This is a genomic window from Clostridium sp. AM34-11AC (assembly GCF_003435375.1).
GTDB lineage: Bacteria > Bacillota > Clostridia > Lachnospirales > Lachnospiraceae > Pilosibacter > Pilosibacter fragilis.
This window is the reverse complement of record NZ_QWGL01000045.1, coordinates 1-15,915: the sequence shown is the minus strand read 5'-3', so window position 1 is coordinate 15,915 and position 15,915 is coordinate 1. Positions and strand designations below refer to the sequence as shown.

14 protein-coding genes and 2 pseudogenes are annotated in these 15,915 nt (G+C 41.4%); 5 read left to right on the top strand and 11 right to left on the bottom strand.

What is annotated here, in order from left to right:
* The first annotated feature begins 27 nt into the window (after positions 1 to 27).
* Genes DW826_RS16365 through DW826_RS16355 form a run of 3 tightly spaced genes read left to right on the top strand, consistent with a single transcriptional unit; the run spans position 28 to position 3,394 of the window.
* Positions 28 to 867, top strand: a complete 840-nt coding sequence (locus DW826_RS16365; RefSeq protein WP_207659896.1) for an N-6 DNA methylase — start codon at positions 28 to 30, stop codon at positions 865 to 867.
* 44 nt (positions 868 to 911) lie between these two features.
* The gene (locus tag DW826_RS16360) at positions 912 to 2,315 is read left to right on the top strand and encodes a restriction endonuclease subunit S (protein WP_117553235.1); all 1,404 of its coding nucleotides are present in this window, start codon (positions 912 to 914) and stop codon (positions 2,313 to 2,315) included.
* Positions 2,282 to 3,394: a hypothetical protein gene (locus tag DW826_RS16355; RefSeq protein ID WP_147327170.1), complete on the top strand. Its 1,113-nt coding sequence runs from the start codon at positions 2,282 to 2,284 to the stop codon at positions 3,392 to 3,394. The genes DW826_RS16360 and DW826_RS16355 overlap by 34 nt, the downstream gene beginning before the upstream one ends.
* Before the next feature lie 57 nt (positions 3,395 to 3,451).
* Here the strand turns inward: DW826_RS16355 and DW826_RS16350 are convergent.
* The 7 genes and pseudogenes from DW826_RS16350 to DW826_RS16320 form a co-directional block, all read right to left on the bottom strand.
* Positions 3,452 to 3,828 (bottom strand): annotated as a pseudogene (locus tag DW826_RS16350) (TnpV protein).
* A gap of 519 nt (positions 3,829 to 4,347) precedes the next feature.
* On the bottom strand, positions 4,348 to 5,388 hold the full coding sequence (locus DW826_RS16345) for a Fic family protein (protein ID WP_008791949.1): 1,041 nt from the start codon (positions 5,386 to 5,388) through the stop codon (positions 4,348 to 4,350).
* Between the two features lie 234 nt (positions 5,389 to 5,622).
* The gene (locus DW826_RS16340) at positions 5,623 to 6,003 is read right to left on the bottom strand and encodes a CD1107 family mobile element protein (RefSeq protein ID WP_242990547.1); all 381 of its coding nucleotides are present in this window, start codon (positions 6,001 to 6,003) and stop codon (positions 5,623 to 5,625) included.
* 351 nt (positions 6,004 to 6,354) lie between these two features.
* A complete protein-coding gene (locus tag DW826_RS16335) occupies positions 6,355 to 7,419 on the bottom strand; it encodes an FUSC family protein (protein ID WP_015552768.1) in 1,065 nt (354 codons plus the stop codon).
* Between the two features lie 31 nt (positions 7,420 to 7,450).
* Entirely contained in the window at positions 7,451 to 8,494 is a 1,044-nt protein-coding gene (locus tag DW826_RS16330; protein WP_117553233.1) for a HAMP domain-containing sensor histidine kinase, read from the bottom strand.
* Positions 8,494 to 9,165, bottom strand: coding sequence for a response regulator transcription factor (locus DW826_RS16325; RefSeq protein ID WP_117504378.1), 672 nt, complete (start codon positions 9,163 to 9,165; stop codon positions 8,494 to 8,496). Before DW826_RS16325 ends, DW826_RS16330 begins: the two co-directional genes overlap by 1 nt.
* Positions 9,166 to 9,183: 18 nt before the next feature.
* Positions 9,184 to 10,617 carry a phospholipase D family protein gene (locus DW826_RS16320; protein ID WP_117553232.1) on the bottom strand — a complete coding sequence of 478 codons (1,434 nt, stop codon included), beginning with the start codon at positions 10,615 to 10,617 and terminating at the stop codon, positions 9,184 to 9,186.
* A gap of 251 nt (positions 10,618 to 10,868) precedes the next feature.
* Between DW826_RS16320 and DW826_RS16315 the strand changes: the two genes are divergently transcribed.
* Both DW826_RS16315 and DW826_RS16310 read left to right on the top strand, forming a co-directional pair.
* Positions 10,869 to 12,149 (top strand): 2-hydroxyacyl-CoA dehydratase family protein, encoded by a 1,281-nt coding sequence (locus DW826_RS16315; RefSeq protein WP_117472057.1) that lies wholly within the window; start codon positions 10,869 to 10,871, stop codon positions 12,147 to 12,149.
* Entirely contained in the window at positions 12,146 to 13,855 is a 1,710-nt protein-coding gene (locus tag DW826_RS16310) for an acyl-CoA dehydratase activase (RefSeq protein WP_015552775.1), read from the top strand. The genes DW826_RS16315 and DW826_RS16310 overlap by 4 nt, the downstream gene beginning before the upstream one ends.
* 10 nt (positions 13,856 to 13,865) lie before the next feature.
* On the opposite strand, the gene DW826_RS16305 is transcribed toward DW826_RS16310, so the two are convergent.
* The 4 genes and pseudogenes from DW826_RS16305 to DW826_RS18125 form a co-directional block, all read right to left on the bottom strand.
* Positions 13,866 to 14,141: a hypothetical protein gene (locus tag DW826_RS16305; RefSeq protein WP_117485832.1), complete on the bottom strand. Its 276-nt coding sequence runs from the start codon at positions 14,139 to 14,141 to the stop codon at positions 13,866 to 13,868.
* Positions 14,142 to 14,165: 24 nt separating this feature from the next.
* Positions 14,166 to 14,456 (bottom strand): DUF4491 family protein, encoded by a 291-nt coding sequence (locus tag DW826_RS16300; protein WP_015552777.1) that lies wholly within the window; start codon positions 14,454 to 14,456, stop codon positions 14,166 to 14,168.
* A gap of 172 nt (positions 14,457 to 14,628) precedes the next feature.
* Positions 14,629 to 15,539, bottom strand: a pseudogene (locus DW826_RS16295) (DNA/RNA non-specific endonuclease).
* Between the two features lie 39 nt (positions 15,540 to 15,578).
* Positions 15,579 to 15,809, bottom strand: a complete 231-nt coding sequence (locus DW826_RS18125; RefSeq protein ID WP_133304029.1) for a hypothetical protein — start codon at positions 15,807 to 15,809, stop codon at positions 15,579 to 15,581.
* Positions 15,810 to 15,915: the final 106 nt, after the last annotated feature.

Here is a 15,915-nt window from a genome sequence, read left to right as displayed (position 1 = left end):
TTTTAGCCACAAGTGTTACAAAAAAGCTTGACCACAACAGTGTTTGCAATCGACTTTGACGAAAAAACCGTTCGCGTTGCACGTACGCTCAATCTGATTGCCGGTGATGGGCAGACGAACGTTTTGCATCTGAACACGCTGGATTATTCCCGTTGGAATGAAATTACAAAGCAGGAAGATTGGAACGACACCTATAACGAAGGTTTCAAAAAATTGAAAAAGCTCCAGTCGAAAGGAAGTAATGACTACAGCCAGTTCCAGTTTGACCTTGTTATGGCGAATCCTCCGTTTGCCGGAGACATTAAAGAGAATACAATTATTTCACGATATGAGCTGGGTAAAAATTCTGCGGGGAAATGGCAGAATAAAGTCGGCAGAGATATTCTTTTTATTGAGCGCAATTTGAACTTTCTGAAACCCGGCGGTCGTATGGCAATTGTACTTCCGCAAGGTCGCTTTAACAACAGCAGTGATAAGACTATCCGTGAATATATTGCGGAACGTTGTCGCATTCTTGCCGTTGTTGGACTGCACAGCAATGTTTTCAAACCGCATACTGGAACAAAAACCTCAGTTCTGTTTGTGCAGAAGTGGGACGACGAATTATGTCCGAAAAAAGAGGATTATCCGATTTTCTTTGCTACCATGCAGAAGCCCAGCAAGGATAATTCCGGTGATAAGATTTATCTGGTAGATCCTGAGACTGGACTGCCAGCTTTGGATAAGCACAATCACTTGATTGTGGATCATGATCTGTTCCAACTTTCCTACATGAAGCAGGATGGAACAGAAGCTTTTCTCGAGCCCGGCATAGCGGAAGCCTTTGAAGAATTTGCGAAAAAGGAAGGTTTAAGTTTTTTTCGATAAGCCCATCCGTTAAACCTTTCGATGAAGCCAGATACAAGGCTTTGATGGATGGGCTGGAATGCAGCGAGATACTTTTCTCGCAAATAGATTTAGGGGATAGGTTCGATTCCGACTACTATACAAAAAACTATTTGCATATTTCCGATCAAATGTCAAAAGTGCCAACAGAAAAGCTTGCGAAACTGGCGACCACAGTTGCAAGCGCATTTTATCCTGCAGCAACACAACTTTATTCAGAAGGTGACACTGCATTTGCTCGTTGTGTGGACTGTGTTTCTTATCCAGTTATTACAAAGGATCAAGATTCCAAATTTGAGAAAATACCATATGCATTTGGCAAAGAAAACAAAGGAATCTCTTTCATAAAGGCGGAGGATATAATTATAACAAAGGTCGGAACACCTTGCTACGCAAGTATTTTAACTGACTATAGCGAAATAGCACTGTCTCGAACGGTAATGGGGTTGACAGGTATCCATAGCGTTGATCCGTATTACCTAATGGTTTTTTTGCGTTGTAAGTATGGATTTGACCAATTATTCAGACAGCGAGAACTCACAATCCAATATCAACTCACATTACCAAGAGTCAAAGCCGTTGATGTGTATTTGGCTAATGATATGCTTCAGATTAAAGTAATGAAACTGTGCAAGAAATCAAAAGAGTTTCAACAGAAATCGAATGAAGCGTACCAAATGGCAGAGCAAATATTGAGAGATATTGTAGATTACCCTGATGATACAGCGTTAGGCACTTATTCAATCAAGAAAATAAATGAAAGTTTTGCGATCTCTGGTCGTCTTGATGCTGAATACTATCAGCCGAAATATGAGGCAATTGTAAAGAAACTCAATACAAGAGAGACGGTACTATCATTGTGCAATCTGCATGATAAAAACTATAACCCGGATGCAAAACAAACATATCAATACATAGAACTTGCAGATGTGGGGCAATCAGGTGATATTTCTGATGTTGATATTCAATACGGCAGTGATCTACCCATGAGAGCACGCCGAATTGTAAAATCAGGACAGGTGATAGTGCCTTCTGTTGAAGGCTCATTACAAAGCTGTGCCCTAATTACCGACGAATATGATGGTGCACTGTGTTCAACAGGGTTTTATGTGCTCGATTCTGATTGTATTAACTCTGAAACTTTGCTTGTCCTTTTCAAATCTGAGCCGATACAGGCTCTTATGAAGCAGCGTTGTTCAGGGACAATTCTTACTGCAATTAGCAAAGATGAACTTCTTTCCACGCCGTTACCGATGATTGATGGTGACATTCAAAAAGAAATTGCAGGCAAAGTGCAGGAAGCCTTTACGCTTCGCAAGCAATCCAAACAACTGCTTGAATATGCAAAACAGGCTGTCGAAATGGCTATTGAGCAAGGCGAAGATGTGGCATTGGCATGGCTGAAAGACAAAATTCCGGTGGAGGTGTAAATATGCCTCAGGAGAAAATATACAAAAACTGGAAAGCAGTAACCGAAGCTGATTTTGTATCATTGTTTATTAAGACATGGTTTGCCTATATTTCTACTCTTAGAACTATGTTTCCAGAGGCAGCAAACAGAAGAGGTGACGGCAAGTATCTGAATGCATATAAAGATTACTACAGAACAAGTGGGAGCAAGAAACTTATCGTTGATGATCAGATAATGGCGTCTATGGAACAAGTCTACCGCGAAGGTCGTAAAGTCATAATGGAGCAATATCCTGAATACTACCTTTGGGACTTTTATCATGTAAACGAGGACTTTGAATATACTTTCAAGGACATTCCGCCGGATAAAAGTGATTGTCTCATCATCGGTTTAAAATTAAACCGAAATCGTGGCACTAAGTGGCAGTTTATAATATCCGGGTTTGCGCGTTTCTTCGGTAAATACTATGACGAATATAATGGAAATGTCCAATTCCAGTGCAATATATCGGAAATCCTCGAATCGTCATCGGCACACGTTAGAGACAATCCAAATGAGAGCGAGCAGGACTATCTTTCATGGTTGCTACGAGAAGTAAACGTCTCGTTGACACATAGTATTGTTGAAGCTTTTAAAATGCACTATGAAAGTGCTTCCTACGGAAAACGTGTTCTGAATAAAATAGGTGATCTTGAAAAGCGTATCATTTCTATTATATGGCAGATTTTTGCTCTAAATGCAAAAGACGAAACATTTAAAACGGTTGAAGAAATGGGACGTTCGCGAAATACATACGAATTGATTCATCAACGTCCATTAAACTATTTCCAATATCATTTCGATGTAGATTGGCTGCCCCAGTGTGAGTTAACTGCATCAGAAGAAGAGTGGTTCCACAAACTGTATGAATCACTTAGACAAAATAGTGTCTTCTGGTTTCTCGACTTTGTATACCGTCTTCGAAATGCACTATTCCATGAAATAATTGATCCCTTGGATGAAGAATGGCAGGTTATTTTCAAGAATGCGTACTTAGTACTAAAAGAGATTGTTGACCTCAATATTGCTACTATTGACATTACAGACCGGACTGTTTAATTTAGTCTCCGGGCAAAGAAAACGGCGGCAAGGAGTGTCCTTGCCGCCGTGTATCTATTATGCGTATATCAGATCATTATTGACGAGTTCTATTGCCGCTGCTCGTACAGTATTCATCCGTTGTACCCAAAGCATCTGATTTTCTGCTTTGAGCGTTTCCGTGATACCTTCCTTTTCGGCAAGTTCATTTACCAGCCGAAAGAACATATTCTCTGCCTGTTCGTTCAGCTCGGCAAGGTAGCCGTTGAGCTTCCCGCTGAGAAGCAGACTGTCATACAGCCCTTTGCGATACTCACGAATATACCGAAGATGCCGACGCCCCACATGCCGATGGGCTGTTGTTCTTCCTTCGAGATAGTCAGGCAGGGAATGTAATAATCGCCTTGCAACTCATACCAAAGACCGTTTTGCTCGTTATAAATGTACTTTTCCATTATGTAATCCTCCGAGATTTTTATATTCGCACATATGCCACAGTTTTCCGATCACCATATTTTGTTATGTCGTGTTACGAGTTTTTTCTTCCCTTGATTTTTCCCTTATGAGGTTACAAGGGAAGCATAAACAAAAGTGAAATCGTATAAAGGGATAAGGTGAGCACACTGCGAAAAATCCTTTATTTTCTAGGCCTTTGGAGGATTTTATTGATAACCTGTAACCTCTGTTAAGAGGTCATAATTTGTAGAAATTCAAATTCTAATTTGTCACTTTGTCTATGCTACAAATTATATCACATCGGTTTTTGAGAATCAATGTACGCAAGGACAACCCGAAGGGTTCCTAAAGATTACTCTATAAAAACAACAGCCCCACACCGTAGCGCATGACTGCTATGTAAAAAGTTCGGAAAGAATTTTTGCAACCTGACACAATTTTCTGTTTTATAATCTCCGTCATCGTAAAAATATCTACCTCATCTGTATATGAAATGAGGTAGATAAATAATTTATGACTTAGATTTTTACATATCCTGTAGCCGGACCTGAACCGACCTTCGCAATGTACTCACTCTTAACTAAATCTGCCAGAGTGCGTTCCACCGTGGTTTTGCTTATATCAGGGTGAGCATCCATAATTTCTTTCTTTGTGATTTTACCAACTTTCTGATCAATCATCGCTTTAATTCTTTCGGGCTTAGAAAGAGTGCGGTTCTTTAAATGTTCTACACGGCTTTCAAATTCATTATATGCTTTCAACATGATACCCAGATAATACTTAACAAAAGGCTCATAGCTGTTCTCATTTTCATGCCATCCTGTCGAACTTGCCTGCAATGCTTCATAGTAAGTTTCCTTTGTTTTTTCAATCAACATTTCCATGCTGACATATTTTCCTACAATATATCCTGCCTTATAGTACAAAAGAAGCGACAGTAAACGGCTCATGCGTCCATTTCCGTCATTGAAAGGGTGGATACAGAGGAAATCCAGAATAAACATAGGTATCAAAAGTAATCTATCAATTTTATCAGTATTCCATGCTTCTAAAAACTGTCTGCACAATTCATCCATAGCTTCCGCAGTCTGAAAGGCAGGAACCGGAATAAACCTTGCTTTCTGGTGACCTTCTGCATCTGTTTCTGCAATTACATTATCAGCATTTTTATATTCTCCACCGGAACCGGCATAGGAATACAAATCACGATGAAGCTGCAAAATAATATTAGGTCTGGGCACAATATACTCATAGCTTTCGTGGATTGTAGAAAGCACCTCTCGGTAACCTGAGATTTCCTGCTCAGATCGGTTTCTTGGTTCTGCCTTTTGGCTGACCAATTCTTCCAATCTCTTATCTGTTGTATAAATACCCTCAATACGGTTAGAAGCACCTGTACTTTGAATCAAAGCGACTTCAAGAAGGGTTTTCAATTCATCAATATTAGCTTCCAAAAATAGCTCTTGCTTACCTTTGTGCTCATGAATTTTTCCAATCATCTGTACAATTTCAGGAGTAAGCAACTTTTCTGGCTCTTTTATATAATCAAAAGCTCTCATGTTATCTACCTCATTTCAGAATTATCTGCCTCATTTTACTCTAAAATGACGGAGATTTCAATGGGATGAGGCAGATAAATTTTCCGGTCACTATGACTGAAATAATAGTATGCACACCTACCACACAGAATATTCAAGAGGTCGCTTTCAAAAACACAAAATATTTTATTTTTTGAAAGCAGATGCTATGTAAAGGCAATCCGAAGATTGCCCCAGGCATCAAGCCTATCCTGTTTACACAGGTTCATTATCATCTTCATCGACGGAGCTATCTGCATCATCGTCCTCAAACTCCGGATCGTACCCATAGTCCTCGTCATCGTCCACATAATCAGCATCCGGGGCAGGCTTTGCCGCTTCCTGTTCCTTCTTCTTTTCCTGGACTTTCTTAAATACGAAGAATCCACCACCACAGGCAAGCACAATCAGAGTAAGAATCGCTGGGAGCATATTCGTGGATTTTGGCTTTTCCTCCGGCGCCGGTTCTGTAATTTCAGGAACTGTTTCAACCACTTCCGGCTTTGTTTCCTCAATCGGCTTGGTGAACTCTGCAACTTCTTCCTCGTCCATCAGCTTGAGCAGGTCAGCTTCATCCACCTGATTCAGAAAATGCACGGTTTCCCTTAATCACTATATCAGAAAAGAATATAGGCTCTGCTTCCTTATAATTGTCTTTCAAAAATTCATATAACATAAACCTCATTCCTTTCCCCTAAATATTTATAACCTATATGGTTATTTTTGTTAATTATATTCTATATCCTGTTTTCACGATCTGGCAATGTAATTTTAGCACTATGGTTAGTATATCCAAAGCAGAATAAAACATAAAAAAAGATCTGTCACCCTTAGGATTCTTCCCAAAGCCAACAGATCTTACATTTTCCCTTACATCTTTATACTCTTTGCCAGACTCGTCAGCAAAGCTGCCATCTCCGGATTAACCTTTTTTCTTTCTAACCCACGTTATTTTGCAGCCACGGTTACCACTGTTTCCTTTTTTTTCGACATAAGCCAATAAAACATAGAACAAAATATTAATGCAAATACAACGCCAAAAACATTCTGAATCACTCTAAGACCAACTGCTCCTTTTAGTCCATAACTCTCTGTAGCAATGGCCAAAGCACCAAATGTGTTAAATACTGCCTGCCAGCCATATTTTGCAGAAAGTCCTACACCAATTCCGCCAAGGATTCCTATGTATGTATAGATGGATGACGGAAGCAGAAAATATAGTACTGTAAAGCATATTACACCTGCAATATTTCCGACAATCCTTTTGCGGACTCTGTATTGCATGTCCTCCATAAATGGTAAGATTGCTGACATTGCCGCAATTCCAGCCCACATTGCCCGTGGCATATTGCAGAGTTCCGCAATGCAGAGTACTGCCGGTACGCATATGATCTGACATAACTGCCACTTTGTTCTGGAAGAAGATATATCAAATTCCTGTACCAAATCATTCAAATTTCTTTTATACGTTCTGTTTTTATGATTTCGATAAAATACGAAGCAGGTAAGTGCTGCACCTAATGCCATTCCGGTTAATCGCATCTGATAACTTTTTCCTGTTACATCATATCCATACAATAACAGATAACCAAGAACCAATGTGGATTGGTTAAACATGAATGGGTTATGACATCCGAACAGAATCAGCACTGCCATTGCCGCAATATTTAACAGCATTCCAAGTACCGGTGAAAGCTGGTTTGCTAAATGCGGACATACAGTCATAATTACAAAGAACAAAGCCAAAAGCATCGTAGATTGTCCGGTGTGGATCCCCAGATCCGCATTCCGAAATACCATAAGGCATAATAAAACTACTACACCCACAATACTATTCTCATTTCCAAATAAGATACTGAAAATAGTAACAAATAAAAAACAAAATGCCATTGTAACAGCTATCTTTACCAAATATACCAGTATATGATATGATTTTTCTTTCACTGTTTCACTCTTTTTCAACAGATTTTTAGAACCTGCCTGATTTAACTGCAATTCCTGATAAAATGTCATGTAATTCCTCCTCTATCTGTTTTTCTTAAACTTATATGGCCTCATCTTTCTGTATTGGAAGCTCTACAACAAATCTGCATCCACCATATTCCCGGTTTTCTGCCTTGATTGTCCCGCCAGCACTATCTACGATCCGTTTCACAAGTGCAAGGCCGAGACCATTTCCTTCTGCTTTGTGAGAACCGTCTGCCTGATAAAATTTATCAAATATTCTGGTTTTCACATCATCCTCTATTCCCGGTCCTTCATCTTCCAGAATAAACATTACAGAATCCTTTTCCTGCTTCAGAAACATCATAATTGTCCCCTTTGCAGGACTGAACTTAATCGCATTATCCAAAAGATTTATCCAGATATGCATAAAAAGTCCTTCATTCCCAGTATATTTAACTTCCTCCAATTCTACCTGAAAACCAATTTCTTTTTCTGTCCATTTTGTTTCCAATGAAAGAAATGCCTGGCGGATCTGTTCATCCAGACGATATTTTGTTTTTTTCATTGGTATATTCTGATTCTCTAACTTGGATAACAGCAAAATATTACCAACCAATCCGGAAAGTCTTTGGGTGTTAAATAAGATTTTTTCTACATATTCCTCTTGATCCGGAGACAGTTCTTCTCCCTGAAGCAGCATTGTATATCCTTCAATGGCATTAATCGGGGTCTTAAACTCATGAGAAACATCAGATACAAAATCCATCTGCAGCACCTCTGTTGCACGAAGTTCTTTTGTCATAACGTTAAAACTTTGATAAGATTCTCCAACTTCTGCTATACGGCTGTTCGTTTCCAAATGCTGTTCAAAATCTCCCTGAGAAACTTCCTTCATTGCTTTACTAAGTCTGGTAATTGGTTCCAGTAACTTTGCATTGATAAAGGAAGTGATCAGCCCTGCAATCAATGTATTGAAAATCAAAAGCCAGCCAAGCACAGGTATGCTGCCCGGCAGATTAAAAAAATGATTCAAAAAAGCAAATAATAAAGCAGATATGACTGTTGAAAATACAAGTGCCAGCCAGATTGCACCAGTCAGACAGGATCGGATCCGCAATCCTTTTTCTTTCTTTTGTTCCATTATTTTTTCACCACCTTGTATCCAATTCCACGCATTGTTACGATTTCAAAATCAGGGTTATCTTTCAAACGCTCCCTGATTCTTCCTATATGTACCTCTATCGTATGTGGGTCTGCCTCCGTCTCGTATCCCCATACTTCATCCATCAACTGTTGTTTTGTAAATGTTCTGCCTGGCGAAGCTGCAAGCTTATATAAAAGCAGGAATTCTTTTTTAGGCAAAACAAGACTTTCCTTATCAGTTGTAACCGTCATTGCATCATAATCAAACTCTGTTGAACCGATCACAATTTTGTGTTCATTCAGTATCTGTGCACGACGAAGCAGTGCTCCGACTCTTAAAACCATTTCATTCACATTTACCGGTTTTACCATATAATCGTCACTTCCCGAAAGAAATCCCTGGCGCATATCATCAAAGGAACCTTTCGCAGTGATCATAAGTACCGGTATCTGATATCCTGCTGAACGGAGTTCCGACACCAGTTCATAACCATCCATAACCGGCATCATAATATCGGAAATGATCAGATCAATATACTCTTTATCCAATATTTCTAATGCCAGTGCTCCATCTGATGCACTTTTGACCTGATATCCATTCTTCTCAAGCACTTTTTGGAATAGCTGGCTTAATTCTTTATCATCTTCTACAATTAATATTTGAAACACGATCTTCTTCCTCCTTTATCAGAACAGATATCTTGCCCATCCAAGCAGATGCTGTACCAAAAGTATGTTTCTCTGACGCTTCTTTGTCAATTCAATTGGCTCTACATGATACGGATCACGATAGGTTCCATCTTCCAATACCTGTCGGGACACTCTTTCATATTCCATCATGCCTTCTTCCAACTGTTTATTAATCTCTTTGCTACGTATTACAAGCATCAGTTCCGTATCCAGATACGTGCTTCTCATATCCATGTTAAAGGAACCGATTACGGATAGATCATCATCAATCAGGATGCTTTTTCCGTGGTAAGAATAGCCGCCTTCATACTCCCAGATATCAATTCCTGTATTTAAAATTCTGTTTCTGTTTCTCGCATAATCAGCAGAACCAAACGGATTTCCATTGTTGGCAACCGAATTGGTCATGATAGAAAAATCCGGAACTCTCTCCGCAATCTCTTTCCATGTATTATACATCATATCATTGCAGATAATATATGGTGTATGAATTTTCACGCGCTCTTTTGCATTTTTCATTAGTTCTCCCAGTTGATACCAGACTACTGGTTCCTTGGGACCTGTGTGGATAGGATTTGACACTAATGCAATCTTTTCTGTCTCAAAAGTTTCGTCCGTGTAATCGGTATCGCAGATTCTTTCCTTATTCTCTTCAAAATATTTCTGATAGCCGTTCTGCAGCTCTAAAACTGCGTTCTTTACAGATTTTCTATTTGCCAGTTTTTTATTGTCATGAAAATAACCACTGTCTTCTTGTTCCCATATTGTTTCAAAATACTCTAACAACTGGTTAACTGAATTTTCTTTCTCAGGTTCATCGCAAACCACTAACACATCTCTATCATAGTTCTTATGTCCCAGAAAATCACCCAGGAAATAATTGTATGTATTTCTTCCACCAAGAATATATGTCTTACCATCTGCAATCAAATATTTATCATGCATTCTCCCCATCATCTTCCATGGTTTCAACGGATTGGCCTTATTATACAGTTTAATTTCAACATTCTCATGGGAAGATAATCCATAGAAATACGGATTGCCTTCCATATCAACCCAGCTCTCCATTCCATCTACTAACAGACGAACATGCACACCTCTGTCTGCCGCATCATGCAGTGCTCCTAAGATCAATTTTCCACTTTCATCTGATTGAAATGCAAAAGTAGAAAGAATAATGTCTTCTTTTGCATTTCGGATCAAACGCACTCTTTGTAAAAGTGCTTCTGGATTTTTTTCTATGATCACTGCTCGTTCCATATTCTCGCTGCGTTCGTTCCACGAATCATTTTGTGTTTCTTTTTTGATGGTATTAGACACTTCCGGCTGTTTTTTATATGCAATACAGATTCCAAATAATTCATAAAAAGCCACACATAAAAAAATTGACAGTATAACAAAAACAATTTTACATATCTTACGTTTTCCCATCGCACATCACCTGACTTTTTTTCATCTTATGTCTATACAATACAAAATCAACCTCAATTTTACCTCAACAGAAGTTATCAGGGGCTGTCGCACTAACATGCGGCAGCCCCGATTAGACTTTTCATTTACAATTCCCATCCCACTGACTATAATAAAGAATGTCCGTTTTCCTGCAAAGGCGCGGAACCATATCCATCTGCATCAGGGCGATATGACAGAAAAATGAACTTAAAAGAATGGAAGAAAGAACAATGGATGTAATTGAAAAATTTGGAAATAGGGTGAGCAGCCAGGCGCTTAAGGATCCGGAAAAAGCGCGTCGGCTGCTTCTTGCGGGATACCGCCTGCAGGAAAAGAAGCTTCAGTTTTTGCCGGATCGGGAGCTGCCGTCGTCGGGACAGTATGTGGCGCGGGTGGTTATGAAAAATATCATTCAGTCGCTGTCGGAACCAGAGAATGCGGCGATGGTCAGCATATTTGTGCCGGGAGAGCTGGTGATGGCGGCAGGGCTGACGCCGTACTCAGTGGAGGCGATGTCCTGTTTTATGGCGGGAACGAAGTGTGAGCAGACGTTTCTTCGGAAAACGGAGGAAGAAGGATTTCCGGAGACGATGTGTTCGTACCACAGGGTGTTTCTGGGGGCGGCGCTGACGGGGATTCTGCCAAAACCGAACTGCATGATTTATACGAACCTTGCGTGTGATGGAAATATGATGACGTTTCCGTATTTAAAGGATAAATTTGAATGTCCAGGCTTTTATATTGATGTTCCGTATGAGAAAAACCGGGAATCAGTTCTGTATGTGGCGGATCAGCTGCGGAAATTGAAACGGTTTCTGGAGGAGACGACGGACAGACGGATTTCGGAGGAAACAGTGCGGAGTGCGGTAGATAACAGCCGGAAAGCGGCAGCGAATTATAAAAAACAGCTTGCCCTGCGGTGTGCGCATGACCCGGTGACCTCTCTGACGAATGAATTGTATGCGCTTTTTATGTGCCATCTGATGGCTGGCTCAGAGACGGCGGTTACCTATACGGAAAAACTGCTGCGCGATGTGCGGATGTCACCGAGGGGAGATGGTCTTTCGGTAATCTGGATGCACATCATGCCATTTTTACAGGAGCCGGTTAAGGATATTTTTAATTATAGTAAGAAAATGCACATCCGCGCTTGTGATTTCATCGCAGATGGTTTTCAGGAGATGCATGCGGAAGACCCGTATGAGGCGATGGCAGAGAAAATGGTCTACTGCATTTACAATGGCAGTGTGAAACAGAGAATTGAGGAAGCGGAACGGCTTGCCAGAATCACGGAATCGGATGGTGCTGTTTTATTTGCCCACTGGGGCTGTAAGGGAACGATCGGTGCATCCAGCCTGATTAAGCAGTCCTTAGAAAAGACAGGACTTCCGACGATGATTCTCGACGGTGACGGCTGCAACCCCGCCAATACCAGCGACGGTCAGGTATCGACGCGGCTTCAGGCGTTTGTGGAAATGCTGGAAAAGGGCAAGGAGGAGAAACACGCATGATTTATTACGTCTGTAAGTACACCCCGATCGAGCTGTTCCGGGGGTTTGGAGAAGAATGTTCTGTTTTGGAGGAAATGCCAGAAAATTTCGAACAGTCGGATCAAATTGCACATGCAAATCTGTGCGGCTTTGGAAAATCGGTCATTCAGGCAGTGCTGGAAGGAAAGGTTGAACAGCTGGTGCTGGTAAACTGCTGCGATTCGATGCGGCGCGTTTACGATATCGTGGAGAGCACGGGAAAATGTAAGTTTTTATATATGCTGGATCTGCCGCATGATGATAATGAATGTGAAAAAGTGAAATTTGCGGGCACGATCCGGAGGCTTAAAAAGGCATATGAGGCATATTCCGGGAAAGTGTTTGATAAACGCGCTTTTATCAAGTCCTTTATTACGCCAGAAATGAACACGGAGCCGTACATTGGTGTGCTGGGCGTGCGGGTCAGCGGCATTCTGGAGGATATGATCCGGGACAATATCCAGATGGATGTGGAAAATCTGACCTGTACGGGTGGTCGGAAACTGTCGGTCGTACAGGATGAAATGTGGAATATGGAGGAAGAGGAGCTGTTTCTTTCTTACGCGGACGTCCTGCTGGGACAGATGCCGTGTTTCCGCATGAACCGTTCGATCCGCAGAAACCGTCTGTATCTGGATCCGAATTTAAAGGGAATTATTTATCACACGATCAAGTTCTGTGATTATTATGGATTTGAGTATGCGAGTATCAAGCGGGATATCAAGGTTCCGCTCCTTAAGATTGAGACTGATTTTACGAGCCAGAGCGCGGGGCAGCTTTTGACGCGCATTCAGGCATTTGAGGAGACGATCGAGGGATCAGAGGATATGGATCCGGGAAAAGGTATCAGTGAGGAGGCAAGAAAGAAGATGGAGTCGGGCATTTTTTATGTAGCGGGAATCGACAGCGGTTCGACAAGTACTGATGTGGTCATACTGGATCAGGATGGAAAAATTAAATCGACGATGATTATTCCGACCGGCGGCGGTGCGATGATGAGCGCCGAGAAGAGTCTGGATCTGGCGATTGAGAAAGCGGGAATTAAGAAAGAGGAGATCGTGCGGATCGATACGACCGGATATGGACGATCCTACATTGACAGCGGGGATGACAGCATCACGGAGATTACCTGCCATGCCAAGGGCGCAAATTATCTGAATCCGAATGTCCGCACTATCATCGACATTGGCGGGCAGGATATCAAGGCGATCAGCATCGACGGGCAGGGAGCCGTGAAAAATTTCCTGATGAATGACAAATGTGCCGCCGGAACGGGACGTTTTCTGGAAATGATGGCGAAAACGCTGGGACTTTCCCTGGAGGAAATGAGTGTGAAAGGGCTGGAATGGAAGCATAATATCGTGATTTCCAGCATGTGTACGGTGTTTGCAGAGTCGGAGGTCGTGTCGCTGGTGGCACAGAATAAGGATGTGGCAGATATTATCCACGGTTTAAATGTGTCAGTTGCCTCAAAAGTCGGCGCGTTGGCAGCCCGCCTTGGAAAGGATCATCCAGGCGAATATATGATGACCGGCGGTGTGGCGAAGAACCGGGGTATCATCCAGGCATTGGAAGAGAAGCTTGGTGCTAAACTTTATATCTGTGATGAGGCGCAGCTCTGCGGTGCGCTGGGAGCGGCGCTATTTGCTTATGAGAAATGTAAAGGCAGTGCGGAGGAAACACGATGAAGCGGCAGGGTTAAAACACTTGTATCGATATTTTCGTCAGATATTCACTGGGAGAGGCTGTGGCCAATTCGTCGATCACAGCCTCTTTATAAGAGTATTTGCCGGTTTTAAACTTGTGTTCATCGGTCCAATCAAAGAGTTTTTCGTAGGTGGCTTTCGAGAAATAGTAATTTCCCATTAAGTAAGCAAGTACCTTGCCAGCCCAAAGTGCTGCAACATGGTTTTGCAAGCAATAATCCGCAACGTTCGCTCCTCCAGTATTCACCTGTAATCTCCATACCGCCATCTTCTCATCTCCCCGCTTTCTTCTTTAGTGCTTATCCACCTTCCGCTTCGGGAACCATCCTTTTGCCACTCTTTTTTCCTGTTCTTTCAGTTCCTTAATGCTCCAAAAGCAACTGACGCCCAAAACACCCAGGGAAACCGACCAAAGTATTTCCTGCATTCTTACGGATAGAATCATACACAAAATGCCCACCAGCAAAAATACCGGCCAACAGCGGCTTCCAAAGTAATACTCCGCATATATAACAATAGGATGGAACAATCCAATCAGAAAAAAGGTAAGCACACCAATCAATATCCCACTAAAATTCATCATAACTCCTTGTCCTTTTCCTTATACAAACAGCACATTATCGCAGACCGGCGCAACTTATCTTCTGCGTGCAACAGTCGCCCTCAACAGCATATCCAATATGCGCAAAGAAGAAGTATTGCAATATAGAACTACAACCTTCCTCTTCCATATTTTTTAAATATCTGACACATTTTTACGGATTGCATTTTTTACACGGATCATAACCTGCAGCAATCAGCGCATCCCTACTCTCTGATGAGGATTTTTTATTGCTCTCCTTCATCTGTTTGACCGATGAACAGGACGGCCGATGAAATTTCTTTGTATTGGTATTGAGGATATAGGATTCCGTGCTGGTCTGCTGAGAAGCTGCCTGCGTAACAGCCTGTGTGGCCTGCTCTGTTACTGCCGTCTTGTTTGTTCCAGAAGCCGAGCTGTCACCCGTCGCATAATTGATGTTAATTCCCGGCTGAACATTATAAACGTAAACGCAGTACAAAATACCTTCGCCTTTGTCTTCTACGGATTCCGCTTCCATTAGTACGCCGGATGCTACGAGATTACTGCCTTCAAAAACCGGAGTCACCCGATACAGCACATGATTTCCAGTTTCTTTTACATAGTCCGCTGCCATATTCTCAAACGACAGCATTCCCTGAACATTCAGATATCTGGTCCCAGTGATTAAGTTCTTCTCGTTTGCATTTTCTGCAGTAAGCTGATAACCGATCAAATGGCAGCGATTATATAAATATTTGCCATCCACATTGTCATATTTGATCGTATGCCAACCAGATGGCTTTACCTGCCCAATAGAGCCGCGCTCTTCTGTCGGCATCAGATCTTTTCCAACTGATGCATAGGCTACACCACATCTACCCATGAATCCAGGTCACTATATGTTTCAAAAGAAACTGCCGTCAGATCAGCGTCTGTGAAATACGGCTTGTTATCATTTACTATGGCATACGGTTGCCCAGAATAAGCCGGAACAGAAGCCAAATCAAATACCAATGTACCGGCCGAAACAAGATCAACCTGATGTAACTCTGTTGATGCAGAAACAATCGGTTCCTGCTTTGCCGCCTGCCCGCAAGCAGACATACTTAATGCTACCGCTGATAATAAACCGAATTTCTTTCATTATACTACAGTTTTCCAATTCCTGAAAGAAAAAAGAGGATCCCCGCAAAGAGTTCCTCTTATCATTATCCTATATTTTCGTATTTCCTTAACTTCTTCTCTTGTAAGTTCTTTTTTCCACTTTTTATATTCTTCTCTTAATACTTTACTTTTAATTGCATGGTATTCCATATTTAAGTCTTTGATTACACTGTCTATTGCTACACATCTTTTACGAATTAAATCAATCACTATCCTTCATCCCATCTTTTTATATTTATCCTGAATTATTCACGGAGCAGTATCTGAACTGGTAGCTGTACCATGAATCCCAAAATTGACCCATGTAGCCTAAACA